22 protein-coding genes are annotated in these 24,910 nt (G+C 71.5%); 15 read left to right on the top strand and 7 right to left on the bottom strand.

Annotation, left to right across the window (positions count from 1 at the left end):
- Nucleotides 1-16: 16 nt before the first annotated feature.
- Nucleotides 17-622 (bottom strand): hypothetical protein, encoded by a 606-nt coding sequence (locus ACFY1J_RS18280; RefSeq protein WP_390712247.1) that lies wholly within the window; start codon nucleotides 620-622, stop codon nucleotides 17-19.
- Nucleotides 623-770: 148 nt separating this feature from the next.
- Between ACFY1J_RS18280 and hmgA the strand changes: the two genes are divergently transcribed.
- The 3 genes from hmgA to ACFY1J_RS18265 are packed head-to-tail and all read left to right on the top strand — an operon-like array spanning nucleotide 771 to nucleotide 4,054.
- Nucleotides 771-2,087: a homogentisate 1,2-dioxygenase gene (gene hmgA, locus ACFY1J_RS18275; protein WP_390712246.1), complete on the top strand. Its 1,317-nt coding sequence runs from the start codon at nucleotides 771-773 to the stop codon at nucleotides 2,085-2,087.
- A 27-nt stretch (nucleotides 2,088-2,114) separates the two neighbouring features.
- Nucleotides 2,115-2,864 (top strand): GntR family transcriptional regulator, encoded by a 750-nt coding sequence (locus ACFY1J_RS18270; RefSeq protein WP_390712245.1) that lies wholly within the window; start codon nucleotides 2,115-2,117, stop codon nucleotides 2,862-2,864.
- Nucleotides 2,865-2,890: 26 nt separating this feature from the next.
- Nucleotides 2,891-4,054, top strand: a complete 1,164-nt coding sequence (locus ACFY1J_RS18265; protein ID WP_390731528.1) for a type ISP restriction/modification enzyme — start codon at nucleotides 2,891-2,893, stop codon at nucleotides 4,052-4,054.
- Here the strand turns inward: ACFY1J_RS18265 and ACFY1J_RS18260 are convergent.
- Together ACFY1J_RS18260 and ACFY1J_RS18255 are read right to left on the bottom strand one after the other, a co-directional pair.
- Nucleotides 4,051-4,182: a hypothetical protein gene (locus ACFY1J_RS18260; protein WP_390712243.1), complete on the bottom strand. Its 132-nt coding sequence runs from the start codon at nucleotides 4,180-4,182 to the stop codon at nucleotides 4,051-4,053. The genes ACFY1J_RS18265 and ACFY1J_RS18260 overlap by 4 nt on opposite strands.
- Before the next feature lie 238 nt (nucleotides 4,183-4,420).
- Nucleotides 4,421-5,143, bottom strand: a complete 723-nt coding sequence (locus ACFY1J_RS18255; RefSeq protein WP_390712242.1) for a TetR/AcrR family transcriptional regulator — start codon at nucleotides 5,141-5,143, stop codon at nucleotides 4,421-4,423.
- Nucleotides 5,144-5,206: 63 nt separating this feature from the next.
- Between ACFY1J_RS18255 and ACFY1J_RS18250 the strand changes: the two genes are divergently transcribed.
- From ACFY1J_RS18250 to ACFY1J_RS18240, 3 genes are all read left to right on the top strand, one after another.
- On the top strand, nucleotides 5,207-6,163 hold the full coding sequence (locus ACFY1J_RS18250) for an ATP-binding cassette domain-containing protein (RefSeq protein ID WP_390712241.1): 957 nt from the start codon (nucleotides 5,207-5,209) through the stop codon (nucleotides 6,161-6,163).
- Nucleotides 6,160-6,942 (top strand): ABC transporter permease, encoded by a 783-nt coding sequence (locus ACFY1J_RS18245; RefSeq protein WP_390712240.1) that lies wholly within the window; start codon nucleotides 6,160-6,162, stop codon nucleotides 6,940-6,942. The genes ACFY1J_RS18250 and ACFY1J_RS18245 overlap by 4 nt, the downstream gene beginning before the upstream one ends.
- 65 nt (nucleotides 6,943-7,007) lie before the next feature.
- Entirely contained in the window at nucleotides 7,008-8,204 is a 1,197-nt protein-coding gene (locus ACFY1J_RS18240) for a CaiB/BaiF CoA transferase family protein (RefSeq protein ID WP_390731527.1), read from the top strand.
- Between the two features lie 10 nt (nucleotides 8,205-8,214).
- Here the strand turns inward: ACFY1J_RS18240 and ACFY1J_RS18235 are convergent, their stop codons facing one another.
- From ACFY1J_RS18235 to ACFY1J_RS18225, 3 genes are all read right to left on the bottom strand, one after another.
- A complete protein-coding gene (locus ACFY1J_RS18235) occupies nucleotides 8,215-8,487 on the bottom strand; it encodes a hypothetical protein (protein ID WP_390712238.1) in 273 nt (90 codons plus the stop codon).
- Nucleotides 8,488-8,602: 115 nt separating this feature from the next.
- Nucleotides 8,603-9,415, bottom strand: a complete 813-nt coding sequence (locus ACFY1J_RS18230; RefSeq protein WP_390731526.1) for an anti-sigma factor domain-containing protein — start codon at nucleotides 9,413-9,415, stop codon at nucleotides 8,603-8,605.
- Nucleotides 9,412-9,954: a sigma-70 family RNA polymerase sigma factor gene (locus ACFY1J_RS18225; protein ID WP_390712236.1), complete on the bottom strand. Its 543-nt coding sequence runs from the start codon at nucleotides 9,952-9,954 to the stop codon at nucleotides 9,412-9,414. Before ACFY1J_RS18225 ends, ACFY1J_RS18230 begins: the two co-directional genes overlap by 4 nt.
- Nucleotides 9,955-10,159: 205 nt before the next feature.
- On the opposite strand from ACFY1J_RS18225, the gene ACFY1J_RS18220 reads away from it, so the two are divergent.
- The 4 genes from ACFY1J_RS18220 (at nucleotide 10,160) to ACFY1J_RS18205 (ending at nucleotide 16,616) form a co-directional block, all read left to right on the top strand.
- On the top strand, nucleotides 10,160-11,701 hold the full coding sequence (locus ACFY1J_RS18220) for a DUF4331 domain-containing protein (protein WP_390712235.1): 1,542 nt from the start codon (nucleotides 10,160-10,162) through the stop codon (nucleotides 11,699-11,701).
- 110 nt (nucleotides 11,702-11,811) lie between these two features.
- Nucleotides 11,812-13,353: a tetratricopeptide repeat protein gene (locus tag ACFY1J_RS18215; protein ID WP_390731525.1), complete on the top strand. Its 1,542-nt coding sequence runs from the start codon at nucleotides 11,812-11,814 to the stop codon at nucleotides 13,351-13,353.
- A complete protein-coding gene (locus ACFY1J_RS18210; RefSeq protein ID WP_390731524.1) occupies nucleotides 13,350-14,972 on the top strand; it encodes a sulfite exporter TauE/SafE family protein in 1,623 nt (540 codons plus the stop codon). The genes ACFY1J_RS18215 and ACFY1J_RS18210 overlap by 4 nt, the downstream gene beginning before the upstream one ends.
- 45 nt (nucleotides 14,973-15,017) lie before the next feature.
- Complete coding sequence (locus tag ACFY1J_RS18205; RefSeq protein ID WP_390712232.1) at nucleotides 15,018-16,616, top strand: serine/threonine-protein kinase; 1,599 nt, start codon at nucleotides 15,018-15,020, stop codon at nucleotides 16,614-16,616.
- Between the two features lie 4 nt (nucleotides 16,617-16,620).
- Here the strand turns inward: ACFY1J_RS18205 and ACFY1J_RS18200 are convergent, their stop codons facing one another.
- On the bottom strand, nucleotides 16,621-17,430 hold the full coding sequence (locus ACFY1J_RS18200; RefSeq protein ID WP_390731523.1) for an SGNH/GDSL hydrolase family protein: 810 nt from the start codon (nucleotides 17,428-17,430) through the stop codon (nucleotides 16,621-16,623).
- Between the two features lie 228 nt (nucleotides 17,431-17,658).
- Between ACFY1J_RS18200 and ACFY1J_RS18195 the strand changes: the two genes are divergently transcribed.
- The 5 genes from ACFY1J_RS18195 (at nucleotide 17,659) to ACFY1J_RS18175 (ending at nucleotide 24,906) form a co-directional block, all read left to right on the top strand.
- A complete protein-coding gene (locus tag ACFY1J_RS18195) occupies nucleotides 17,659-18,096 on the top strand; it encodes a hypothetical protein (RefSeq protein ID WP_390712274.1) in 438 nt (145 codons plus the stop codon).
- Nucleotides 18,097-18,487: 391 nt separating this feature from the next.
- A complete protein-coding gene (locus ACFY1J_RS18190; protein WP_390712230.1) occupies nucleotides 18,488-19,309 on the top strand; it encodes a glycosyltransferase family 2 protein in 822 nt (273 codons plus the stop codon).
- Nucleotides 19,306-20,292: a glycosyltransferase family 2 protein gene (locus ACFY1J_RS18185; RefSeq protein ID WP_390712229.1), complete on the top strand. Its 987-nt coding sequence runs from the start codon at nucleotides 19,306-19,308 to the stop codon at nucleotides 20,290-20,292. The genes ACFY1J_RS18190 and ACFY1J_RS18185 overlap by 4 nt, the downstream gene beginning before the upstream one ends.
- Nucleotides 20,289-21,089, top strand: a complete 801-nt coding sequence (locus ACFY1J_RS18180) for a polysaccharide deacetylase family protein (RefSeq protein WP_390731522.1) — start codon at nucleotides 20,289-20,291, stop codon at nucleotides 21,087-21,089. Before ACFY1J_RS18185 ends, ACFY1J_RS18180 begins: the two co-directional genes overlap by 4 nt.
- Nucleotides 21,082-24,906 (top strand): lipopolysaccharide biosynthesis protein, encoded by a 3,825-nt coding sequence (locus ACFY1J_RS18175; protein WP_390731521.1) that lies wholly within the window; start codon nucleotides 21,082-21,084, stop codon nucleotides 24,904-24,906. The genes ACFY1J_RS18180 and ACFY1J_RS18175 overlap by 8 nt, the downstream gene beginning before the upstream one ends.
- Nucleotides 24,907-24,910: the final 4 nt, after the last annotated feature.

Here is a 24,910-nt window from a genome sequence, read left to right as displayed (position 1 = left end):
AAGGTGGCCGTTGCACTCATCGCGCCGGCGTGCCCGTCACACCGCTCGCGGTCGGCGTCGCTTCCGTCTCCTTCGCCGTCTCCTTCGCCTTCGCCGTCACCGTCCCCGCCTTCGCCGCCGCCTCCGCCCCCGACGCCGTGATGTCGGCCGTGCTCTCCACCGGCTTGCCGCGCACGGCCCACACCGTGCCGTCGTCCGCGTACAGGCGGGCCGTGACGTGATGGGTGCCGTGCGGGACGAGACGGGGGGCGAGGCGGTAGTCGGGGGCGCGCAGCCGGGTGACCAGGCCGCCGTCCACGAAGAGGTACGCGAGGCCGCGTCCGGCCGTCGGCTCGGCCTTCGCGCCGGCCGGTGAGAAGCGGAAGTTGCGGACGGTCAGCCGGACGTCCCAGTTGCCGGCGGCGTCGGGGGCCACCTCGACGTCGACGTCGGGCGCCCCTTTCTTGCCGACCTCGCGATAGTGCCGCCCTTGGCCGTCTGTCGCGTCGAGGACTCTGCCCACCGGTGAGGGCGACCCCCCGTCCTTGCCTTCGTGCGCCTCGCCCGTTCCGCAACCCGCCGTTGCGACCAGCAGCAGGACGCAGACCGCGAGGGCGGCCCGAAATCCACGCGTCCATGACATGGCGGGGAGACTAGAACACCGTTCGGGGCCACTGGATCCCCCTGAGGTCTGGTTCCGGTCGGTCCCGTGGAGGACCAAGACCCTCTTGCGCCGACGAAACCGCAATCCTACGGTGTTGCATAGGAATCGGGTTCGCAAGGGAGCGATCATGAGCGGGGACGCACGGAAGACCGCCGAGGGACTGGCCTACCTCTCCGGATTCGGCAACGAGCACGCCTCGGAGGCGGTGCCGGGCGCCCTGCCGGAGGGCCGCAACTCGCCACAGCGGGCACCGCTCGGGCTGTACGCGGAACAGCTCAGCGGTACGGCCTTCACCGAGCCCAGGGCGTACAACCGCCGCTCCTGGCTGTACCGCATCCACCCCTCGGCCGCGCACCCCGCGTTCACCCGCACCGACAACGGCGCGCTCCGCACGGGCCCCTTCGCCGAGACCGAGCCGGACCCGAACCGCCTGCGCTGGAACCCGCTGCCCGAGCCGCCGGCCGGGACGGACTTCCTCGCGGGCCTGTGGACCCTGGGCGGCAACGGCGACGCGACCCAGCGCGCCGGCATGGCCGTGCACCTGTTCCACGCCAACGCCTCGATGGAGCGCGTCTTCAGCAACGCCGACGGGGAACTGCTGATCGTCCCGGAGCGCGGCGGGCTGCTGCTGCACACGGAGTTCGGGCTGCTGCACGCGGAGCCGGGGCATGTGGCACTGATCCCGCGCGGGGTGCGCTTCCGGGTGGAGCTGCTTGACGCCTCCGCCCGGGGTTATGTGTGCGAGAACTACGGCGCGGCCTTCCGGCTGCCCGACCTCGGCCCGATCGGCGCCAACGGGCTCGCCAACGCCCGGGACTTCCGGGCGCCGGTGGCCGCCTACGAGGACGTCGAGGGCCCGGTGGAGGTGGTGAACAAGTTCTGCGGCAACCTCTGGACGGCCACGTACGACCACTCGCCGCTCGACGTGGTCGCCTGGCACGGGAACTATGTCCCGTACGTGTACGACCTGCGCCGTTTCAATGTGATCGGCACGATCTCGTACGACCACCCCGACCCGTCCATCTTCACGGTCCTCACCTCCCCGTCCGACACCCCGGGCCTGGCCGGCGTCGACTTCGTGGTCTTCGCGCCGCGCTGGCTGGTGGGCGAGGACACCTTCCGGCCGCCGTACTTCCACCGGAACGTGATGAGCGAGTACATGGGGCTCATCGAGGGCGCGTACGACGCCAAGGCTGAGGGTTTCGTCCCGGGCGGGGGCTCGCTGCACAACATGATGTCGGCGCACGGACCGGACCGGGAGACCTTCGACCGGGCGAGCGCGGCCGAGCTGCGGCCGCAGAAGGTCGACGACGGGCTCGCGTTCATGTTCGAGACGCGCTGGCCGGTGACGCTCACGCCCCACGCGGCCCGGGCGGACCACCTCCAGCAGCGGTACGACGACGTGTGGCAGGGCCTCGAGCGGCACTTCCGCCCCTTGCACTGAAGATTCACTCCAGGTACGGATGACCCCGTGACCTCCTTCGCTCCGGACTCGATCGTCCTGAACCGCAAGCTGCCGCTCTGGTATCAGGTGTCGCAGTCGCTGCGCGCCTCGATACTCGGCCGCTCGCCCCGGGACCCGCTGCGCCTGCCCACGGAGGAGCAGCTGGCGGAGCACTACGGCGTCAGTGTGCTGACCATGCGGCAGGCGCTGAAGGAGCTGGAGGACGAGGGGCTGATCAGCCGGCACCGGCGGCGCGGCACGTTCATCGAGCCCGGTGTCCAGCGGGGCGCACCCGTGCGTCTGCTGGGCTCGGTGGACGCGATCGTGGCCCAGCAGTCCGGTATGACGACCGAGCTGCTGGACCACGGAACGGGGCCCGTGCCGGCCGAACTCGCCGAGTACTTCCCGGATCTGGCCGAGGTGGCGTCGTACCACCGGCTGCGCAGCGACGAGAAGACCGGCGAGCCGACCAACCACGCGCGCAACCACATCCGTCCCGAACTGGCCGCGCGCATCGACCTGGACGACCTGGTCCGCTGGCCGATGACCAAGGTGCTGCGGGATGTCGTCGGGGCGGACATCAGCCGCATCACGGACACGGTCGAGGCCCGCCTGGCCGACCCGGACACCGCGCGGCTGCTCCAAGTCCCGCTGCTCAGCCCGATCCTGCACTACACGGGTGTGACGTACGACGCCGACGGCCGTGTCCTCGACGTGGCGGTGATCCACTACCGGGGCGACCGCTTCTCCTTCACGGTGACCTTGGACGCCACCTGACCCGCCCCGGACCGGCAGGTCGTACCATGCCCAGCGTGACGCACGACGACGCTCCGCTGCTCGCGGACCTCATGCCGTGGTCCGTCGCACCCCTGCGGCCGGGCCGCGCCTGGCCGACGGCGCCCGACGCGGCCTGTCTGAAGGCCCGCTGGGACGCCCTGCTCAAGGCCGACGGCCCCGACCGGGAGGCCCTGTTCGAGCCCACGCGCTCGCGCACGCTGCACTCGGCGGTGGGTCAGCTGCCGGGACAGTCCAGCGGCACGGAGAAGCTGGTGCGCGCGTCGGGGCCGTGCCCGGAGCCGGTACGCGTCCTGGCGGCCCCCTTCGACGAGCAGTGGCTGATCCCGGACCACCGACTGCTGGACACGGCCCGCCCGGAGCTGTGGCGGGTGGCGGACGAGCACCAGGTGTTCGCCGTGGAGTCGCCCGCCGACACCCCGGGCCCGCCGCTGCTGGCGACGTCGCTGTTGCCCGTCCTGCGCCCCGGCCGCATCCGCCCGCTGTACCGCCGCCCCGGCGGCACGGAACCCAATCTGGCGCCGGGCCTGCTGGAGCACCTGGGTTCCCGGCTGGGCCTGTCCCCCACCCCGTTGGACGTCCTCGCGTGGGTCATGGCGACGGTAGGCCCGGACCTCACGGTTCCCCTCACCGAGGACGCCGAACTCTGGTCGCGGGGCGTGGAGTCGGGCCGTCGGCTGCTCTGGCTGATGCGGCGCGACGGCGAACGCCCCAAACTCCCCGGCGGCCGCCGCCCGTACGTCCGCGCGCCGCTCCCTTCCCTCCCTCTCACCCTGCACTACGACCGCGACGAGGAGACCCTCCACCTCGACGAGGGCCGTATCTCCCCCGTGCCGCCCGAGGCCTGGGACTTCGAGATGGCCGGGGTCCGGGTCCTGGAGCAGTGGTTCACGACCCGCACCACGCCCGCCGAACCGGGCACCCTGACCGCGATCCGCCCGACGACCTGGCCGCAGCCGTGGACGTCGGAACTGCTGGAGCTCATCACGGTCCTGGCACTACTGGCGGAACACCACTCCCCACAGGCCGAGCAGTTGCACATGACGGCCCCGCTCACAGCCACGTCGTTGCACAAGGCCGGCATACTCCCGCCCCCGGAGCCCTCCCGCAGACCAGCCTCGGTCCTGGACCACCACGAGGAGGGCCCGGAGGGCCAGTTCACACTGATCTAGCGCTCGCGCAGAGCCGCCTGCAGCCGCGCGATGTCCTCGGCGTCCTTCGCACGGCGGGGCGGGGTGAAGTTCTGGGTGGGCCTGATGCGCTTGCTCTCGGTCTGGCCCCGAGGGGCGACGATCGGCACGTCCAGACCCCCTGTGCGGCCGGGCGCGGCATCTCGCATGCCGGCCGGCCATGGCCTACCGGCCGAGGGACACCCGCGACCACGACCCGGCCGTCCCCGGCCGCCCCCGGCCGTGTCCAGCCGCGTGAAGCCGCTCTCCAGGCCGTCCCTGACGAAGTCGAGCGCAGCTCCGCAGGCGGCCCGGGGACGAGAACCAGCCGATGTCCCCGTGGTCGCGCGTGACTTCACCGAGGAACGGTCACCGGCTGCCGCGCTCCACGTCGAAAGCGTCGAGTACGCGGTTCAACGCCCGTGCGAGCACCGCCTCCAGGTCGATCGGGCCCTGGTCCTCCGTGAATGCCGCCGCCATGTGCGGGTACGCACCCGAGGCGATGCGGCTGCCCAGGTAGGCGATGCGGGCCGCGTTCTCCTGGTCCTCCGACCAGGGGAGGGAGCGGGTGCGTTCGGCGGTTTCGAGTTCGTTCCTGACGTACGTCGTCACCACGCCGTTGAGCATCGCGACGAGCTCCATCTTCGTGCCGTAGGACGCCTCCAGCGGGTCCAGGCAGGCCAGGCAGTGTTCGAGGTAGCGCAGGGCGTTCGGGCTGAAGCCGTAGACGGGGGACATCAGGCGCGGCACCCAGGTGTGGCGGTGCATCAGGGCGCGGGTCTGGTTCGCGACCCGGATCATGTCGGCCCGCCAGTCGCCGCTCGCCTCCCAGAGTTCGTGCTCGGCGCTGACCGCGTCGACCATCAGCTCGTACAGGTCCTCCTTGCGGGGGACGTAGTTGTACAGCGACATCGTGCCGCATCCCAGTTCGGCCGCGACGTGCCGCATCGACACCGCGTCCAGCCCGCGCGCGTCGGCGATCCGGACGGCGGCGGCCGCGATGTCGGCGCGGGTGTACGCCGGCTTCGGGCCCCGGCCCGTGCGCTCGGGGCGCGCCCAGATCACCTCGGGTTCGGCCCCTCGGACTGCCATCGGTCATCACCTCGATCACCATGCTAGTTACGTACGCCGTACGCAGTGCGGTATGGTCGCCGCATGGCTACTACGTACGCTGTACTCAGTGAGGGTCTGGAGAAGCGCTTCGGCGCTGTGCACGCCCTGCGCGGGCTGGATCTGGCCGTCGCGCAGGGCACGGTCTGCGGGCTGCTCGGCCCGAACGGGGCGGGGAAGACGACGGCCGTACGGCTGCTCACCACGCTGCTGCGGCCGGACGCGGGTTCGGCCCGGGTCGCGGGCCACGACCTCGTACGGGACGCGGCGGCCGTGCGGCGCCGGATCGCCGTCACGGGGCAGTACGCCTCGGTGGACGGGGATCTGACCGGGCGGGAGAACCTGCGGCTGTTCGCCCGGCTGCACCGGGTGCGCGGACCGGCCGGGCGCGCCGGTGAGCTGCTGGAGCGCTTCGGGCTGGCCGAGGCCGCCGACCGGCCCGCCTCGACCTACTCGGGCGGGATGCGGCGCAGGTTGGACCTCGCGGCCTGCCTCGTCCGCCGGCCCGACGTGCTGTTCCTGGACGAACCCACCACCGGGCTCGACCCGGCCGGCCGCAACGGGATATGGCAGGCCGTGCGCGAGCTGAGGGCGGACGGCACCACCGTGCTGCTGACCACCCAGTATCTGGAGGAGGCCGACCAGCTCGCCGACGAGATCGCCCTGGTGCAGCGGGGCAGGGTCGCGCACACCGGCTCACCCGCCGAGCTCAAGGCGCTCGTCGGGTCGTACGCGGAAGTCGTCGTCACTCACGCCGACGCCCTGGCTCGGGCCGCGACCGTGCTCGGCGGGCTCACCGGCACCGAGCCCGCGTTCGACCACGACCGCAACGCCGTCGGCGCGGTCAGCACCGATCCGACGCTCACGCTCCCCCGCCTCGTGCGCGAACTCGACGCGGCGGGCGTGTCGCTGGCCGACGCCGGCCTGAGCCGGCCGACCCTCGACGACGTCTTCCTCCGGCTCACCTCGGACCCCACGGACGGCAAGGAGCTCGCGGCATGAGTGCGGTGGCGTACGACGGATACGTGATGGTGGGGCGGCAGCTGCGGCGGGTCCGCAACAGTCCCGGGCTCGCAATCCTCACCCAGCTGATGCCGGTGAACATGCTGCTGTTCTTCGGCTACGTCTTCGGCAGCGCGCTCGCCATGCCCGGCCGGGAGTACCGCTCGTTCCTGGTGCCGGGGCTGCTGGTGGCGACCGCGGCCGGCGGGATCCTGACCGGGATGTTCCAGGCCGCCCAGGACTCGCACCGGGGTGTGATGGCCCGCTTCCGCACGATGCCGGTGAGCCGGGCGGCCGTACCGCTCGGGCAGGCGGTGGCGGACCTGGTCGTGACGGCGGTGGGGACCGTGCCGCTGCTGCTGGTGGGGCTCGCGGTGGGCTGGCGGGTCGAGGGGTCGGCGGCCGGGGCGGCGGGCGCGGTGGGCCTGCTGCTGTTCTTCCGGTTCGCCTGCACGAGCATCGGGATCTTCCTCGGGCTGCTCACTCGCAGCGAGGACGCCGCCGGGCAGCTCGGCGCCTCGTCCTTCGTGCTGCCGCTGCTGTCCAACGCCTACATCCCCACCGGCAATCTCCCGGGCTGGCTGCGCACGCTCGCCGAGTGGAACCCGATCAGCGCGGTCACCACGGCCCTGCGGGACCTCTTCGGCAACGCGCCCGTCCCGGACGGCGCCGCCTGGCCGGTGGCCCACCCGATCGCCGGGTCGCTCGCCTGGTGCGCCGCGCTGACCGCGGTCTTCCTGCCGCTCGCGGTCCGCCGGTACACGCACGGCGGACACTGAGCACCAGGTCACATGTGGTGGACGACTACTGACAAAGGCAGCGCGCCCGAGTCATGATCCACCCCATGGACCGACTCCCCCTGCCCCTGGAGGGCATCACCGTCGTCGCCGTCGAACAGGCCGTGGCCGCGCCCTTCGCGACCCGGCAGCTCGCCGACCTGGGCGCCCGCGTCATCAAGGTCGAGCGGATCGACGGCGGCGACTTCGCGCGCGGCTACGACACCGCCGCCGGCGGTCTCGCCTCGCACTTCGTGTGGTGCAACCGGGGCAAGGAGTCCATCGCCCTCGACCTCAAGGACCCGCGCGGCCTGGACGCCGTACGGCGGCTGGTCGCGGACGCGGACGTGTTCGTGCAGAACCTCGCCCAGGGGGCCGCCGCCCGGCTGGGGCTCGACGCGGCCACGCTGTGCGCCGCGCACCCGCGACTGGTCGCCGTGGACATCTCGGGGTACGGGGCGTCCGGGCCGTACGCGGACAAGCGGGCCTACGACATGCTCGTGCAGTGCGAGGCGGGGCTGGTGTCGGTGACCGGGACGCCGGAGCAACCGGTCAAGGCGGGGATCCCGGCGGCGGACATCGCGGCGGCCATGTACGCCTTCTCCGGTGTGCTGGCCGCGCTGGTGCGACGCGGGACGACCGGGCGGGGCGGCCCGGTCGAGGTGTCGATGCTGGAGTCCCTCGCCGAGTGGATGGGCCACCCCCTGCACCATGCGATGCACGGGGGAACTCCCCCGGCGCGCACCGGCCTCGCGCACGCCGTCATCGCGCCGTACGACGCCTATGAGACGGGGGACGGCGGGCGGGTGCTGCTGTCGGTGCAGAACGACCGGGAATGGCGGCGGCTGGCCGAGCAGGTCATGGGACGGCCCGAGCTGGGGACGGACCCGGCGTTCGCGACGAACGCGGCGCGGGTCGAGAACCGGCGGCGCACCGACGAGCTGGTCGGCAAGGCGCTGGGCGCGCTGGAGGCCGACGAGGCGCTGGCCCGGCTGGAGGGCGCGGGCATCGCGTGCGCGCGCCTGAGGGATCTGCACGAGTTGGCGGAGCATCCGCAGCTGGCGGCCCGGGAGCGGTGGCGGCAGGTGGGATCGCCGGTGGGGCCGCTGCGTGCGCTGCTGCCCCCCATCACCATGCCGGGCGGGGACGACGCACGGATGGGGGACGTGCCCGCGCTCGGTCAGCACACCGAGGCGCTGCTGCGTGCCGTGGGGATGACGGACGACCAGATCGCAGCCCTGCGCCGGGACGGTGTGGCGGCCTGAGCGCGGGCCCTCAGTGCCTGTTGCCGCCGAACAGCGAGCGACGCAGCCGACGCAGCGGCGCGAACAGGGAGACGTGGCGCATCCGCGTGCCCCGGTCACTGCGCTTGGCGGGCTCACGCGCGGTCAGCTCACGCATCAGCGAGGTCGCCTCGGCCGTCTTCTGCTGCGGTATGGCGGGACCGCCCAGCACCGACAGATGGCGGTCGAGGCGCGAACTGGTCGCGCTGCTCCCGCAGGTGATCGCAGGGACCCTCGCCCTGCTGCGCACTGTTATCTGCTCCATGTCACTCCCCACCCGTACGAGTCCACCCGGCCCGGGCAGGGTAACCCTATCGCCCCAACCGGGCACGCGTGTATCGCGGTCACAGGATTCACCTTCCCCGTAAAGGGGTTGACGATTACTCTCCGAATCCAACTGATTTCAGGGCGAGTTGGACAACTGGCTGAGTTGTGGGCTGAGCTGACCCTCCGTCGGGTTCGACGGTCACTGCGAGTGACGTCGAGGATCTGCCGAGGCCGGCCGCCACCAAGGGCGTGTCACCCTTGAAGAGCCCGAGGGAGCGCGGTTGCGCATGGGGGCGCATGAGCCAGAGCTGATGCACGCGTCCGCCGGTCAGCTCTCCGTATCCGCTGAGCGTGACGACGGCCCGCCCCTCGGATGCGGAGCCGATCACTCCGATACTTCGGCCCTGCGCGTCCTTGCTGCTGGTCGCGCGGGCGTCGGAGGCCGCCAGAACGTGGGCGATCTCACGCGCCTGGGCCCGCTCGGCGTCGAGCCTGCCCTGGGTCCGGTCGGCCTGGACCGCGAACAGCCCGGCGACGACGAGGGCCGCCGCGGCCGTCGCCGTGGCGAACGGAACGAACAGGGGGCGCGCCCGGGGCGTACGGGTGCGTGCCGGTGGGGGCTGCGTGCCCCAGACGTGCGGCGGCAGTTGGGGGGTGCGCTCGCGCGCGGGGCCGGGCTCCTGCCGGGTCGTGCGTACGGCGGCCAGGACCCGGTCGCGCATCGCGGCCGGCGGCGGGGCGGCCGTGGACCAGGCGAGGCGCACGGCGTCCTCGGACAGGGCCCGTACCTCGGCGGCACAGCGGCCGCAGTCCGCGAGGTGTTTCTCGAAGCGGCGCCGCTCACCGGGTTCGAGCGCGTCCAGCGCATAGGGGGCGGCGAGCGAGTGCAGATACTCACGGTGGAAGAGCTTGCCGAGGACACTCATGCGACACCTCCCAGGCACTTGCGCAGCTGGGTGAGTCCGTCGCGCATACGGGTCTTGACCGTGCCCAGCGGCAGGGAGAGCCGCTCGGCCACCTCACGGTACGTATAGCCGTCGTAATAGGCGAGGGTGACGGACTGACGCTGGAGCGCGGTGAGCCGGTCCAGGCAGCGGCGCACCCACTCGCGCTCCAGTCCGGCCTCGACCTCCTCGGTCACCTGGTCGAAGGCGGGGAACCCCGCGCGCATCGCCTCGCGCTGCTCCCGTTCACCCGCGGCACGGGCGCTGCGCACCCGGTCGACCGCGCGGCGGTGGGCGAGGGTGAGGACCCAGGACAGGGCGCTGCCCCGGCCGGGGTCGAACCGGGCGGCGGAGCGCCAGAGTTCGAGCAGCACCTCCTGCGCCACCTCCTCCGACTGGGCGGGGTCGCGCACCACACGCCGTACGAGCCCGAACACCGGCCCGGACACCAGTCCGTACAGGTCCTCGAATGCCTTCTGGTCGCCGCCTGCCACGAGCACCAGCAGCTCGTCAGCCTCCACTCGGGCCCCCTCTCCCCCGCCGCACCCGGATCGTCCTTTCACACCAGGGATTCGCAACGAACGCACCTCCGGATGGGGTACGGATGAGACTGCCGAAAACGCGGGTCGGACCAGAAGAAAAGATTTTTTGCGTCGGACCAATCCGATCCGGCTGTCCGCTCCGTATACCCGTCCGTCAAGCAAGTTGGGACTGAGGACGGACGGCATGACACCTCTATTCTCCAGGAGCGGCACGGGACGCAAGGGCCTTGTCACGCTCATCTGTGGTGCGCTGGCCGCCGGGGGGCTCGCAGCCGCCGGCGTGGCCACGCTGGAACCGGGGGCGGCCTCCGCCTCCTCCCACAGGGAGGCCCCGCTCATCTCGGGCACCCCGCAGTACGACAACACGGACCTGTATGCGTTCGTCAGCCCGGACAAGCCGGACACGACGACGATCGTGGCGAACTGGATCCCGTTCGAGGAGCCGGCCGGCGGTCCGAACTTCTACACGTTCGCGGACGACGCCCAGTACGACATCCACATCGACAACAACGGTGACGCGCAGGGCGAGTTGCTCTTCCGCTACACCTTCAAGACGCACACCAAGAACAAGAACACCTTCCTCTACAACACGGGCCCGGTCACCAGCCTCGACGACCCGGACCTCAACATCACGCAGACGTACGACATCGACCTCGTCAAGCTGAAGAACCAGCGCGTGGTGTCGAAGACCAGGCTCGCGGACAACGTGCCGGTGGCGCCGTCGAACGTCGGCAAGGCGTCGATGCCGGACTACGGCAAGCTGCGCTCGCAGGCCATCCACAAGACGGCGGGCGGTGCCGCGACCTTCGCCGGCCAGGCCGACGACCCCTTCTTCGCGGACCTGCGGGTCTTCGACCTGCTCTACGGCGGCAACCTCACCGAGGTCGGCCGGGACACGCTCAAGGGCTACAACGTCAACACGATCGCCCTCCAGGTCCCCAACGACCTGATCCGCGAGTCGTCGAAGCAGCCGATCGTCGGCATCTGGTCGACGACGCAGCGCAGGAACGCGCAGGGCTACTACTCGCAGGTCTCGCGCCTGGGCAACCCGCTGGTCAACGAGGTCGTCAACCCGCAGAAGGACAAGGACAAGTTCAACGCGTCCGCGCCCTGGGACGACGCGCAGTTCCTGAAGAACGTGACCAACCCCGAGCTGCCGAAGCTCATCGAGGCGATCTACAAGATCAAGGCGCCGGCCGAGCCGCGCAACGACCTGGTCGATGTGTTCCTCAAGGGCGTCAAGGGCCTCAACCAGCCCCCGTATGTGAAGCCCTCGGAGGAACTGCGTCTGAACACCTCCATCACGCCGAGCATGCACCCCAAGCGTCTGGGTGTCCTCGACGGCGACAACGCGGGCTTCCCCAACGGCCGCCGGCTGACGGACGACGTGATCGACGCCTCCCTGCAGGTGGTCGAGGGTGAACTGGTCGGCTCCAAGAACGACCTGGGTGACGCGGTCGACAAGAACGACAAGAAGTTCGAGAAGTACTTCCCGTACGTGGCCCAGCCGACCTCCGGTTCGCGCGGTGCGCTCGCCAAGGGCACGACCAGCGGCACGGATGTGAAGAGCCAGCTCGGCGACGCGCTGCAGCCGGCGGGTTCGGCGTCCGGCGGCTCCGACAACACGATGCTGATCGCCGCCTCGGCGGCCTCGGGCGCGGCCGGGATCCTGCTGATCGGCACCGCCCTCGCGTGGTGGCGCCGTCGTATGCAGCGCCCGTACTGATCGATCCGCACCCCACCGACTGGCGCGGCCCGCGCACCACATCCCCCACGGCGCGGGCCGCGCCACCCCACGACCTCCACCAGCAGTGACCAGGCGACCTAGGAGAGGGCATGTCCCCGCGTACGAACGACAACGAGCCCGCCGCGCGGCCGGTGGACGCAGACGACGACACGGGGGACGCCGAAGCGGTGTCACGGGCCACGGCCGGGGCCGAGGCGCCGGGCGCCGGAGCGACGGGTGCTGACGAGGGCGAGGCGGCCACCGGGGCACGGACCGACGAGCGGGTCGAGGCCGTGCGGCGGGTCGGTGCTGCCGGGCGTCGTTGGCGGGCCGCCCGACTCGCCACCTGTGCCGCCCTGTTGGCCGTGGCGATGACCGGCGGGGCGATCGCCCTCGGGGCAGCGCGGGACGGGGCACCGGCATCCGTGGCGGCCGCCTCCAGCGCCGTGGATCCCGCGTTGCTGACCAGCGGGAGCCTCGACGCGAGCATTGCCGCCCTGCAGAGTCACCTCCGGTCGCAGCCCAAGGACTACGGCAGCTGGGCCACCCTCGGCCTCGCCTATGTGGAACAGGCGCGGACCAAGGGCGACCCGTCCCGCTATCCGCAGGCGGACAAGGCGCTGCAACGCTCAATGACACTGTCCCCGGACAACGAACAGGCCCTGTGCGGCCGCGCCGCCCTCGCCGCCGCGCGGCACGACTTCAAGGGCGCCCTGACCTACGCGGACAAGGTCCTGAAGGAGAACCCCTACAGCGAACGCGCCCTGTCCTCCCGTATCGACGCCCTGGTCGAACTCGGCCGGTACGACGAGGCGTCGAAGGCCGCCGACACCGCCGACGAGCGCCGCCCGGGAGTGCCCGTCTTCACGCGCTACGCCTATGTGCGCGAACTGCGCGGCCAGGTCGGCGCGGCACGGCAGGTCCTGGAGCAGGCCCAGGCCGGCGCCACCTCGAAGGGCGACATCGCCTACGTCGCCGCCCAGCTCGGCCAGCTCGCCTGGAACCAGGGCGACTACAAGACGGCGCTCACCTACTACGCGCGGGCCCTGGCCGCCGACGAGAACTACCTGCCCGCCCTGGAGGGCCGCGCCCGCGCGCAGGCCGCGAGCGGCGACCGGGCCGACGCCGTCAAGGGCATGGAGCTCGTCGTCTCCCGCTATCCGCTGCCCGGCCCCCTCGTCGAACTCGGCGAGCTGTACGAGGCCCGCGGCGCCGAAGGGGACAAGGCCAAGGCCGGCGACCAGTACGCCCTGGTCGACGCCTGGATCGCCCTCGCCCGTGCCAACGGCGTCAACGCCGACCTCGACACCGCCCTGGCCGCCGCCGACCACGGCGACAAGACCGAGGCCCTGCGCGCCGCACGCGCCGAATGGGCTCGCCGCCACACCGTGCACACCGCGGACGCCCTCGCCTGGGCCCTGCACGTCAACGGCCACGACCAGGAGGCCCTCCCCTATGCCCGCCGGGCCACCGCCACCGGCTACCGCAACGCCTCCTTCCGCTACCACCGCGGCATGATCGAACTCGCCACCGGCCACAAGAAGGACGCCCGCGCCTCTCTTCGGGCGGCCCTGAAGCTGAACCCCGGCTTCTCCCCCCTGGGCGCGGCCAAGGCCCGTACGGCGCTGAAGACCCTGGAGGCGGCCAAGTGAAGCCCCGTCGCCGACTGTTCGCCTCCGCCGCGGCCGTACTCACGGCCGCCTGCGCGCTCGCGCTCGCCCCTTCCACGAGCGCGAGCGCGCACCCCCTCGGCAACTTCACCGTCAACCGCTACGACGGTCTGGTCGCCGCCCCCGGGCAACTGCGCGTCGACCACGTCGAGGACCTCGCCGAGATCCCGGCCACCCAGGCCAAGCCCGACATCAAACGGCTCGGCATGACCGAGTGGGCCCGGCAGCGGTGCGCGAAGGCCGCCGAAGGCAGCAAGGTCACCGTCGACGGCCGTACCACCGCACTGTCCGCCGACAGCAGCCGCGCCCGGCTCCGGCCGGGGCAGGCCGGGCTCAACACCCTCCGTGTGGAGTGCCGGTTCACCGCCCGGCTCCCCGAGGGCGGCACGGTCACCCTCGGCTTCCACAGCGCGGGGGCGTCCACCGGGCCCGGCTGGCGGGAGATCACCGCGCGCGGCGACCGGATGACCCTCGCCGCGTCGGACGTCCCGGAGAAGTCCGTCTCGCACGAACTCACCAGCTATCCCAAGGAGTTGCTCTCCTCCCCCGCCGACACCGCCACCGCCTCGCTGCGGGTGCGCCCCGGCGGGCCCACCCTCACCGAGGAGCGGCAGGACGCGCCGGCCGCCTCCGTACTGCCCCGCGGCGCCGACCGCTGGACCCGGGCCCTGGACAACCTGGTCGCCCGGCACGACCTCACCGCCGGCTTCGCCGCCCTCGCCCTGCTCATCGCGATCGGCCTCGGCGCGATGCACGCCCTGGCCCCGGGCCACGGCAAGACCCTGATGGCCGCGACGGCCGCGGCCCGCGGCGGCCGGGCCCGGCTGAAGGACGTCCTGCCGCTTGCCGCCTCGGTCACGGTGACCCACACCCTCGGCGTCGTCGCCCTGGGCCTGCTCGTCACCGCCGGTTCGGCCGCCACCCCCTCGGTGATCGCCTGGCTGGGCATCGCCAGCGGCGTCCTGGTGACCCTGGCGGGCGCGAACCTCCTGCGACGCGCCTGGCGCACCCGCGCCCACGCGCACCACGGCCCTCCACACGGGCACACCCACACACACAGCCACACGCACAGTCACGAGGAGGCGCCGGAGCGCCCGTTGGCACTGGTCGGCGCGCACGACGGAGCGATGTCCACGGCGCACGCCCACCATCACGACCACGACCATGGGCACACCCACGATCACGACCATGGGCACGCCCACCCCCACGCGGTGGAACACACTCACGGCGGCTTCACCCACACGCACCCCACCGCCCCCACCCTGCGCGGCACGATCCTTCTCGGCTTCGCGGGCGGGCTCGTGCCCAGTCCGTCCGCCGTGGTGGTCCTCGTCGGCGCGGCGGCCCTCGGCCAGGCCTGGTTCGGTCTGCTGCTCGTCGTCGCCTACGGGGTCGGGCTCGCCCTGACCCTCACCGCGGCCGGGTTCGCGGTCGTCAAGCTGGGTACGGGAATCAACCGGGTGATGGACGGGCGTCCCCGCTGGACCACCCACCCGGTAACCGCCCAGGTGCGCCGGACCATGCCCTTGGCGTCGGCGTTCGTCGTCCTGGCTCTCGGAGCCGGATTGGTGCTCAAGGGGGCGGCATCCGCACTCGGCTGAGCTACTTTTGTGGAGATATCACGCGAGATGCCGTGGGGGGCGCCGGTGTCCGAAGAACCGGGCAGTGAACGTGTCATCGCGGGCCGCTACCGGCTCCTGTCCCCGCTCGGCGAGGGCGGCATGGGAACGGTGTGGCGGGCCCGCGACGAGGTGTTGTACCGCGAGGTCGCCGTCAAGGAGGTGCGGGCCCCGGCCGGGCTGCCCGGACCGGACGTCGAGCGGATGTATGCCCGCCTGGAGCGCGAGGCATGGGCGGCGGCCAGGGTCGCGAACCGCAACGTGGTGACGGTGTACGACGTGGCGATGGAGGGCGGCCGGCCCTGGATCGTCATGGAGCTGATCCGCGGTGTGTCGCTCGCCGACCAGTTGGAGGCCGAGGGCCCGCTGTCCCCGCAGAGTGCCGCGCACATCGGCGCGGAGGTGCTGGCCGCGCTGCGCGCCGCGCACGACGCCGGGGTGCTGCACCGGGACGTGAAGCCGGGCAATGTGCTGATGGCGAACGACGGCCGTGTGGTGCTCACCGACTTCGGCATCGCCACGGTGGAGGGCAGCTCCGCGCTGACCATGACCGGCGAGGTGATCGGCTCGCCCGAGTTCCTGGCCCCGGAGCGGGCGTTGGGCCGTACGCCCGGCCCCGAGTCCGATCTGTGGTCCCTCGGCGTGCTGCTGTACGCGGCTGTCGAGGGCAGCTCGCCGTTCCGCCAGGACACCCCGCTCAGCACGCTGCGGGCCGTCGTCGACGAGGAGCTGCCGTCGGCCCGGAGAGCGGGGCCGCTCGCCCCGGTCATCGAGGGCCTGCTGCGCAAGGATCCGGCGGACCGGTTGCCGGCCGACGTCGCCGAGCGGGATCTGCGGCTGATCGCGGCGGGCGGCACCCTGCGCGCCGACACGGTGTCCGCATCGTCGTACCCGCAGACCGTCGCGGCCCAGCCGCAACAGCCGTTCCCCACACCGCCGATGCCGGTTCCGGTGCCGACCCGGCCCGTGCCGAGCGGGACGACCACGGCCACGCGGCCCGACCGCAACCGGCGGGCCGGGGTGGTCCTGGTCGCGGGGCTGGTCGCCGTCGTGCTGGCGCTGGCGGGGCTGACGTACGCGCTGCTCAACCGCGACAACGGCGGTGACAAGGGGAACACCGGAGGGAGCAGCAGCCAGTCGGGCAGCAGTCTCAGCTCCCCCGCCCCGAGCAGCACCACCGACTCGCAGACGGGTGCCCCGCCGCCCACCCCGAGCAGCACCCCGCCCAGCAGTCAGCCGGCCCAGTCCGTGCACGTGACGGTGAGCGGCGCGAACACGGACTACTCCGGGGCCTGTCCGCCGCCGGGCGAGCAGGCGCCCGCCTTCACGGCGACGTTCACGGTGGGGCGGTTGCCGGCGCAGGTGGAGTACCGGTGGGTGCTGAAGGACGGATCGGTCTCCGACCCGGGGTGGAAGACGTTGTCGTTCCCCTCGGGCGGCGGGAAGTCCCAGCAGGACAAGGTGATCGTGACGACGTACTCCGAGAGCGGGACGATCCGGAACGCGATCAGCGTCGAGGTGCGCGGTCCGGTGCGGACGACCTCGAACTCGGTGCCGTTCTCGGTGACCTGCGCGACGACGGAGACCCCGACGGACGGGGCCTCCTCGCCTTCGGCCTCGCCCTGACGGGTCAGGCCGCGCTGGTCAGCACGGGCAGATAGCCGCCCGACTGGCCGGCGGCGGTCGGGTGGTACGACACGCCGATGTCGAACCATTCGAGGCTGTGCAGCCAGGAGCTGCCGGAGCAGATCTCATGGCCGCTGAAGGTGGTGCGGACGTCGGCGAACGCGAAGCCGTGGTCGGCGGCGCGCTTGGCGATCGCGGCGTTCAGGTAGTCGGCCGCGTTGTTGATCGCGGTGCGTTTGGTCTCGGAGAGGCCGATGCACGACGTGCCCAGCTTGTAGAAGCGGGGGTAGCCGAGCACGACCACGCGGGCGGACGGGGCTCTGGCACTGATCGCGTTGTAGACGTTGTCGAGCTTGCCGGGCAGCGTCGAGTCGACGTAGGCCTTCGCGGTGTTGATCCGGGACAGGCAGGTGCTGTCGGAGTTGAGCACACAGGTCGTCATGACATCGGCGAAGCCTGCGTCGTTGCCGCCGATGGTGAGGGAGACGAGGGCGGTCGAGGAGTTGAGCGAGCCGAGCTGATTGGCGAGCACGTCGTCCGTCCGGGCGCCGGAGCAGGCGTTGAAGGCGAACGACGACGGGGCGTGGGCTGCGTTCCACAGGTACGGATACGCGTTGGTGCTGCGGTCGCAGCTCCCACTCGAACTGATGTAGCTGCCCGCTCCGACTCCGGAGGAGTAGGAGTCACCGAGCGCCACATAGCCCCCGGCCGCGGCGAGTTGGGGGGACGCCTGCGCCGTCGCTGCCCCGGTGAGGGCGAAGCCGGCGGCGAGGAGGAGTGAGGTCACGTATGCCGTAAGTCGGAAACGTCTCATGGAACCTCCCTTTAGCAGGATCTCTGCCACAACTGTCGTAGCAACTACGCGTGTTGACGGGAAGTGTCCATGCCAAAACTTTTTGAGGCCTCAACTTGATCGGTCACGACTGTTCATGGGTTCCGCAAGATCGCCCGGCCGCCCTGGAGGGCAACGCCCTTGACGGCCGCCGTTGGGCTGCGCGACATTGAAGTCCGGCATCCGGCGCGTCGGGGGGCAAAGTCGCCAATGCAGACCATCCGTATCAAGACATCTTCAACGGACGCTGCCGAGCGGGCGCGGACAGGACCGGGGAGGGACCTGTCACCGCTGCTCGCCGGTGCCGCGACAGCCGTCGGAGCAACCGGCGCACTGCTCGCGCTCACCGACGAGGGTTCACCGCTGCGCGGGCCGTTCACGCTGTTCTTCCTGCTCGCGGCGCCGGCGGCCGCCATCGCGGCGGCACTGCGCGGGCTGGATCCATTCGGCCGGACGCTCGCGTCATTGGCTGGTGCCGTGGTCGTGAACATGCTGGTGGCACAAGGAATGCTGGCCGTGCACCGGTGGTCGGTCCGCGGGGGTGTCGTCGTCGTGACCGCGCTCAGCGTTCTTCTGCTGCTGGGGGTTCTGCTGCGGCCGGCGGATCGAATTCTCGGGCGGATCAGAAAGGTCCGTTCGAGGCGTTGAACAACGACCACCAAGGTTGTGCAACGGCCAAACCAACAAAAACGTGAGACCTCGTTCCAGGTCTTGCCATACAGGTTGAATCGTCAATACCGTCGTACATCTCACCCGCATCGGTCCGTCACTACGCGGTTCCAGGGGAGGGCTCAAGGACCGCGACGTTCCGGCGCGGGGCGCGGTAGGGGGGTGCCGTGCTCGGTGACCGCATGTGTGACCGAGTCGTGCCGCGCGACCGGCTGCCGTTTTTCCTCGGCAGCCCGGCCAGCTTTGCCAGCTCACCCGCGTGCACGGAGATCCGTTCGCCGTGCCGTATGTGAGAACCCCCCTTTCGAACCGGATACAGAGCCGGGCCGCCCAGGGGCGGGCGGTCCACCGGACGAGAGGGACAAGACTCATGAATTCTGTTGTGCGCCCGCCCACTTCGGGCCAAGATCCGTTAATGACGGGCACCTACCGGCCGATCTCTTCTCACCTGGCCATTGCGCCGCCGGTGAGCGTGGTGATCCCCGCCATGAATGAGGCGGAGAATCTGCCCTACGTCTTCAAGACACTTCCGGACTGGATACACGAAGTCGTTCTTGTGGACGGCAATTCCACCGACGACACCGTCGAAGTGGCCCGTGAACTGTGGCCGAAGGTCAAGGTCGTCGAACAGCGGGGCAAGGGCAAGGGGGATGCCCTGATCACCGGGTTCGAGGCCTGCACCGGCGACATCATCGTGATGGTCGACGCGGACGGCTCGGCCGACGGCAACGAGATCGTCTCGTATGTCTCCGCCCTGGTCTCGGGCGCCGACTTCGCCAAGGGCTCGCGGTTCGCCAACGGCGGCGGCACGGACGACATGACCTTCATCCGCAAGCTGGGCAACTGGACGCTGTGCACCATCGTCAACCGCAAGTTCGGCGCCCGCTACACCGATCTCTGCTACGGATACAACGCGTTCTGGCGGCACTGCCTCGACAAGATCGACCTCGATTGCACCGGCTTCGAGGTGGAGACCCTGATGAACATCCGGGTGGTCAAGGCCGGGCTGAAGGTGCAGGAGATTCCCAGCCACGAGTATCTCCGCATCCACGGCACGAGCAATCTGCGGGCCGTGCGGGACGGGTTCCGGGTGCTCAAGGTCATCCTGAGGGAGCGCTCCAACCGGCGTGCGCTGCGGCGCCGCGAGCACCACTCGCCGATGCTGAACACGGGCCGGGGAGAGCTGTCTTGAGCGATCCCGACATCTCCGTCGTGATCTGCGTGTACACCGAGGACCGCTGGGAGGACATCCTCGCGGCGGTCTCCTCGGTGCGCGCGCAGTCCCGGCCCGCCCGGGAGACGCTGCTGGTCGTCGACCACAACCGGGCGCTCCTGGAGCGGCTCACCAAGGAGTACAAGGAGGCCGGCGAGGTACGGGTGCTCGCCAACGCGGGTCCCCGTGGCCTGTCCGCGGGCCGCAACACCGGCATCGCCGCCTCGTACGGCGAGGTGATCGCCTTTCTCGACGACGACGCCGTGGCCGAGCGGGACTGGCTGCGCCGCTTCGCCGAGGGGTACGCCGACCCGCGGGTGATGGCGGTCGGCGGCCGCACGATGCCGATCTGGGCGTCGGGGCGCCGCCCCGCCTGGTTCCCGGAGGAGTTCGACTGGGTGGTGGGCTGCACCTACAAGGGGCTGCCGCCGGGCCGGGTCCGGGTCCGCAACGTCCTGGGCGGAAACGCTTCTTTCCGTCGCACGGCGTTCGACGCGGCGGGCGGCTTCGCCACCGGCATCGGCCGCGACGGCGACAAACGGCCGCTGGGCTGCGAGGAGACGGAGCTGTGCATCCGCCTCACCCGCGCCCGGCCGGACGCGATCCTGCTGATCGACGACCGGGCGGTGATCCACCACCGGGTGCCCGAAGCACGCGAGCACTTCCGGTACTTCCGCACCCGCGCCTACGCAGAAGGATTGTCGAAGGCCCTGGTGGCCCGGAGCGTGGGCGCGGACAAGGGACTCGAATCGGAACGCCGGTACACCACGCGTGTGCTGCCCGCCGGGGTCGCTCGTGGCCTGCGGGACGCACTGCTGGCCCGGCCGGGCGGCGCCGGCCGGGCCGGGGCGATCGTGGCCGGCGTGCTCACCGCGGCGGGCGGGTACGTGGTGGGGAGCGCACGGGCGCGCACAGGGGACACCACGTTCTCCGTCGTGGAGATCGAAGGGGGGACCGGATGAGCGACACCCGCGTGCCGATTCTCATGTACCACTCGGTCGCGGCCGCGCCGAACGACGCCACCCGCGCCCTGTCGGTCGCCCCGGAGGCGTTCGCGGAGCAGATGGCGCTGGTCGGCGACCTGGGCCTCACCCCCATCGGCACGGCCGAGCTGGCGGCGGGCTGGCGCTCGGGCGGCCCGCTGCCCGAGCGCCCGGTGCTGATCACCTTCGACGACGGCTACGAGGGCGTGCACCGGCACGCCCTGCCCGTCCTCGCCAAGCACGGCTTCGCGGCGACGCTGTTCGTCTCGACCGGCTGGATCCGGGGCGCCTACGACACCGGGGGCGGCCTGGACACCATGCTCGACTGGCACCAGGTGTGCGAACTCGCGGGCTCCGGGGTCGAGATCGGCGGGCACAGCCATACGCACCCGCAGCTCGACCAGCTCGACGACGACACGCTGCGCTCGGAGCTGACCCGCTGCAAGGAGATCGTCGCCGACGAACTGGGCACCGTGCCGACCTCGTTCGCCTACCCGTACGGCTACTCCAGCCGCCGGGTGCGCCGGGCCGTGCGGGAGGCCGGGTTCGCCCAGGCGCTCGCCGTCGGCAACGGGCTGGCCCGCCGCGGCCAGGGGCCGTACGCCCTGCAGCGGGTCACCGTGCGCCGCGGCACCGGCGCCGAGGAGTTCGAGCGGCTGGTCGAAGGCCGTTCGATCGGCCGCAACTTCGCCAGGGACCGTGCCCTGACCAAGGGGTACGCCGTCCTCCGCAGAGCACGTCAGGTCCGCCGGAAGGCCATCCGTTCCCGTGTCTGACACGACGACCACGACCGAGGCCGCATCGTCCGGGACACAGGCGCCCGAGCAGCCGGGGCGCCGTCTCCGGCTGCCCGTCAGGGGCCTGTCGCCCGGTGGCAGCCCACTGTTCCGGAACGCCTATGCCCTGATGCTCAACACCGGCATCTCCGCCGTCCTCGGGCTCGGCTTCTGGCTGGCCGCGGCCCGCTACTACACCGAGTCGGCGGTCGGCCAGGGCTCCGCCGCGATCGCCGCGATGAAGCTCCTCGCGGGCTTGACCGCGGTGACTTTGACCGGCGCCCTGGCCCGCTTCATCCCGGTCGCCGGGCGCGGCACGGGACGACTGATCTTCCGTACGTACGCGGGCAGTTCGCTGATCGTGGCGCTGGGCGCGGGCGTCTTCCTGATGACGCTGGGCGTGTGGGGGCCGTCGTACCGCTTTCTGCACGGGCCGCTCAACGGGCTCGGCTTCGTCGTGGCCGTCGTCGCCTGGAACGTGCTCACCCTCCAGGACGGTGTGCTGACCGGGCTGCGCAGCGCGCCCTGGGTGCCGGTCGGCAACACCGTGTTCTCGGCCGTCAAACTGGGTCTGCTGGTCGCGTTCGCGGTGGCGATCCCGACGACCGGTGTCTTCGTCTCCTGGGTCGCCGCGATCGCCACCTCGGTGGTGCCGCTCGGCTGGCTGGTGTTCAGGCGTCTGGTGCCCCGGCACGTCAAGGCGACCGCGGAGCACACGAGTCCGCCCACGCTGAGGGAGATCGGCAGATTCCTCGCCGGGGACTACACCGGCTCGCTGTTCTCGCTCGCCGTGGTCTACCTCGTCCCGGTGATCATCGCCTCGCAGGTCAGCTCCGAGGACAACGCGTACTTCTACATCACCACCACGATCGGCGGCACGGTCAATCTGCTCGCCATCAACATGGGCGCCTCCCTGACCGTCGAGGGCTCGCACGAGCCCGCCCGGCTGGCCGCCAACACCCGGGCGGCGCTGCGGCGGATGGCCCGGATCATGCTGCCGATCTGCGGGCTGCTGTTCGTCGGGGCGCCGTGGATCCTCGGCGTGTTCGGCACGGGCTACGCGGACGCGGCGACCCCGCTGCTGCGCTGGTTCGCGGTCGGCGCGCTGCTGCGGGTCGTCATGGAGACGTACTTCGCCGTGCTGCGCGCCCAGAGCCGCACCGCCGGACTCGCCTGGCTGCAGGGGCTGCTGTGCGTCCTGGTCCTCGGTCTGACGCTGCTGCTGCTCCCCCGTATGGGGCTGACCGGCGCGGGCGTGGCCGAGATCTCCAGCCTGGCGGTGATCGTGACGATCACCGCGCCCCGGCTGTGGAAGACGCTCCGGGCGGCACCGGCCGAGATCCCCGAGGACGCGGCACCGGACGGCGACCTCGCCGACCTGGGCGCGCCCGAGGTCCCGGCCACGACCCAGCCGCGCAGGCGGGGTCCGGCCTGGGCGCTGGACTCCGACACCCTCGCGCTGGGCATCCACGTCGACTTCGACCATCTGGAGCGCCGCCCCGACGTGCGCCCCGGTCCGGGCACCCCGCCCACGGGCACGCCCGTGCCGCACCCCGAGGACCGGCCGACGTGGGCACTGCGGCCCCGGGCGGCTGAAGCCGTGGGACTGCCTGTCGAGGAGCGTGAGCCGGGCTCGGAGGCCTCGCTGGGTCCGGCCGAGGCCTCGCTGCTGAAGGAGGCCGAGGTCGACGCGCCGTTCGAGGAGGACGTCGTAGCGGAGGCTCCCGACGCGCCGGAGGAAACCGCGACACCACCGGAGGAGGGCCCGCCCGGGACAGCGGCCGCGTCGCTGCGCGACCGGCTGACGCCCACCCGCTCCGGAGTCGTCCTCGGCTGTCTGCTGATCGCCGCGCTCCTGCTCTACTGGGTGCCGGCGCTGCGGCTCGGCGAGTCCGACCTGGACGAGATGGGCGGGCTCGGCCTGATCTCCGTACTGCCGCTGCCCACGCTGGTCGGGGCCGCGCTGCTGATCGCGGTGTTCGCCTCGCTGCTCTGGCTGCGCCGCGAGCACCGGGCGCTGCTGCTGGTCACCCTCCTTGCGACGGTGGTGTCGCTGCACGCCCTGCCGGCCGTGATCGAGACGGAACCGCGGTTCGCGACGGCCTGGCAGCACCTCGGGTTCATCGACTACATCGACCGCACCGGGTCCGCCGTGCCGGACCTGGACGCGCGCTGGAGCTGGCCGGGCTTCTTCGCGGTGGCCGCGTTCGTCGCCAAGGCGTGCGGGATCACGGACTTCACGGAGATCATCCGCTGGTGGCCGACGGGCATCCAGCTCGCCTATCTGGCCCCGATGTTCCTGCTCGTGCGCCATATGCGGGCGAGCTGGCGGGCCAAGTGGACCGGCATCTGGATCTTCGTGCTCAGCGGCTGGGTCGGCCAGGACTACTTCTCCCCGCAGGGCTTCACCTATCTGCTCTATCTCGTCTTCGTGGCGGTCCTCCTCGTCTGGTCCCGCGCCCCGCGCGTGATCTGGACGAAGTTCCGCCCCGGTGAGGCCGAGGTCGAGCCGGCGGACCGGCGTCAGCGGGCCGTGCTGCTCATGGTGCTCATCGGTCTGTACGCGGCGAGCGTCCCGGCGCACCAGCTCACCCCGTTCGTGATGCTGGGCGTGCTGGCGGTGCTGGTCCTGATCGGGCGGTCGGAGCTGCGCGGTCTGCCGATCCTGTTCGGGGTGCTGGCCGCGGTGTGGCTCGGCTTCATGGCGGAGCCGTACTGGTCCGGGCACTTCAACGACCTGTTCGGCGGGGTCGGCGGGGTCGGCAGCAATGTGTCGACCTCCGTCTCCGGCCGTATCCAGGGCGGCAGTTCGACACACAAGCTGGTTCTGTACACCCGGGTGCTGCTGGCCGGCGGGGTGATGGCGTTCGCCTGCTGGGGCTGGTGGCGGCGGCGCGACCACAAGTACCGCGAGCGGTCGCTGCTGGTGCTCACCTTCGTCCCGTTCCTGGGCTTCGGCATGCAGTCGTACGGCGGCGAGATGGCGCTGCGCGTCTTCATGTTCGCGCTGCCGGGCGCGGCTCTGCTCGGTGCGCTGGCCCTGTTCCCGCGCACCGGGGTCACCGCGAAGGAGCGCGACAAGGACCGGATCAGTCTGGCTCCGCTGGCCGCGCTCATGGCGGGCCTGCTGCTCATGGGCGGCTTCCTGGTGGCCCGCTGGGGCAACGAGCCGTTCGAGCGGATCCGGCCGGGCGAGGTCGCGGCCATGGACTATGTGTACGCCCATGACAAGCCGACCGTGCGGCTGCTGTGGCTGAGCAACGACACGGTCAACAACGTGACACCGGCGATGCCGTGGGGCGCGCGGGACATGGAGCGGGTCAACTATGTGCCGACCCTGGCCCCGACCGACCCGGTCCTGGTGTCGGGCCTGGTCAAGGCGCTCAAGGACGCGGGCCCGAACTCGTATCTGATGCTCAACAGGAGCCAGATCACCTACCTCCAGATGGACGTGGGCTACTCGGCGACCTGGGAGTCCCGGCTGATCCAGAACCTGGACAACCGGCAGGAGCTGACGAAGGTCCTGGTCAACGACGACGTCACGATGTACGCGATGCGCAAGCAGCCCGCGGGCGAGGTGCCGCGGCCGGATCCCGGTCCGATCGGGCCGCAGGTGACCTGGACGCCGTGGTCCGTGGTCGGCGGGCTCGCGGCGGTCGCGCTGATCCTGCTGCTCACCGTGCGCGAGGTGGTCCGGGTCGCGGTGCGGCCCGGGGTGCGTCAACTGCGCTGGCTGCAGAGCAGTTTCTGGTTCTCGCTGCCCCTGCTGGCGGTCCTGCTGGCCTCGCTGGTGCAGCGGTTTCTGACCATGAAGTGAGGCC

The sequence above is a fragment of the Streptomyces sp. NPDC001406 genome (assembly GCF_042895285.1).
Taxonomy (GTDB): Bacteria; Actinomycetota; Actinomycetes; order Streptomycetales; family Streptomycetaceae; genus Streptomyces.
Note: the sequence above shows the minus strand (reverse complement) of the source record. Positions and strands in the feature narration are given on the sequence as shown.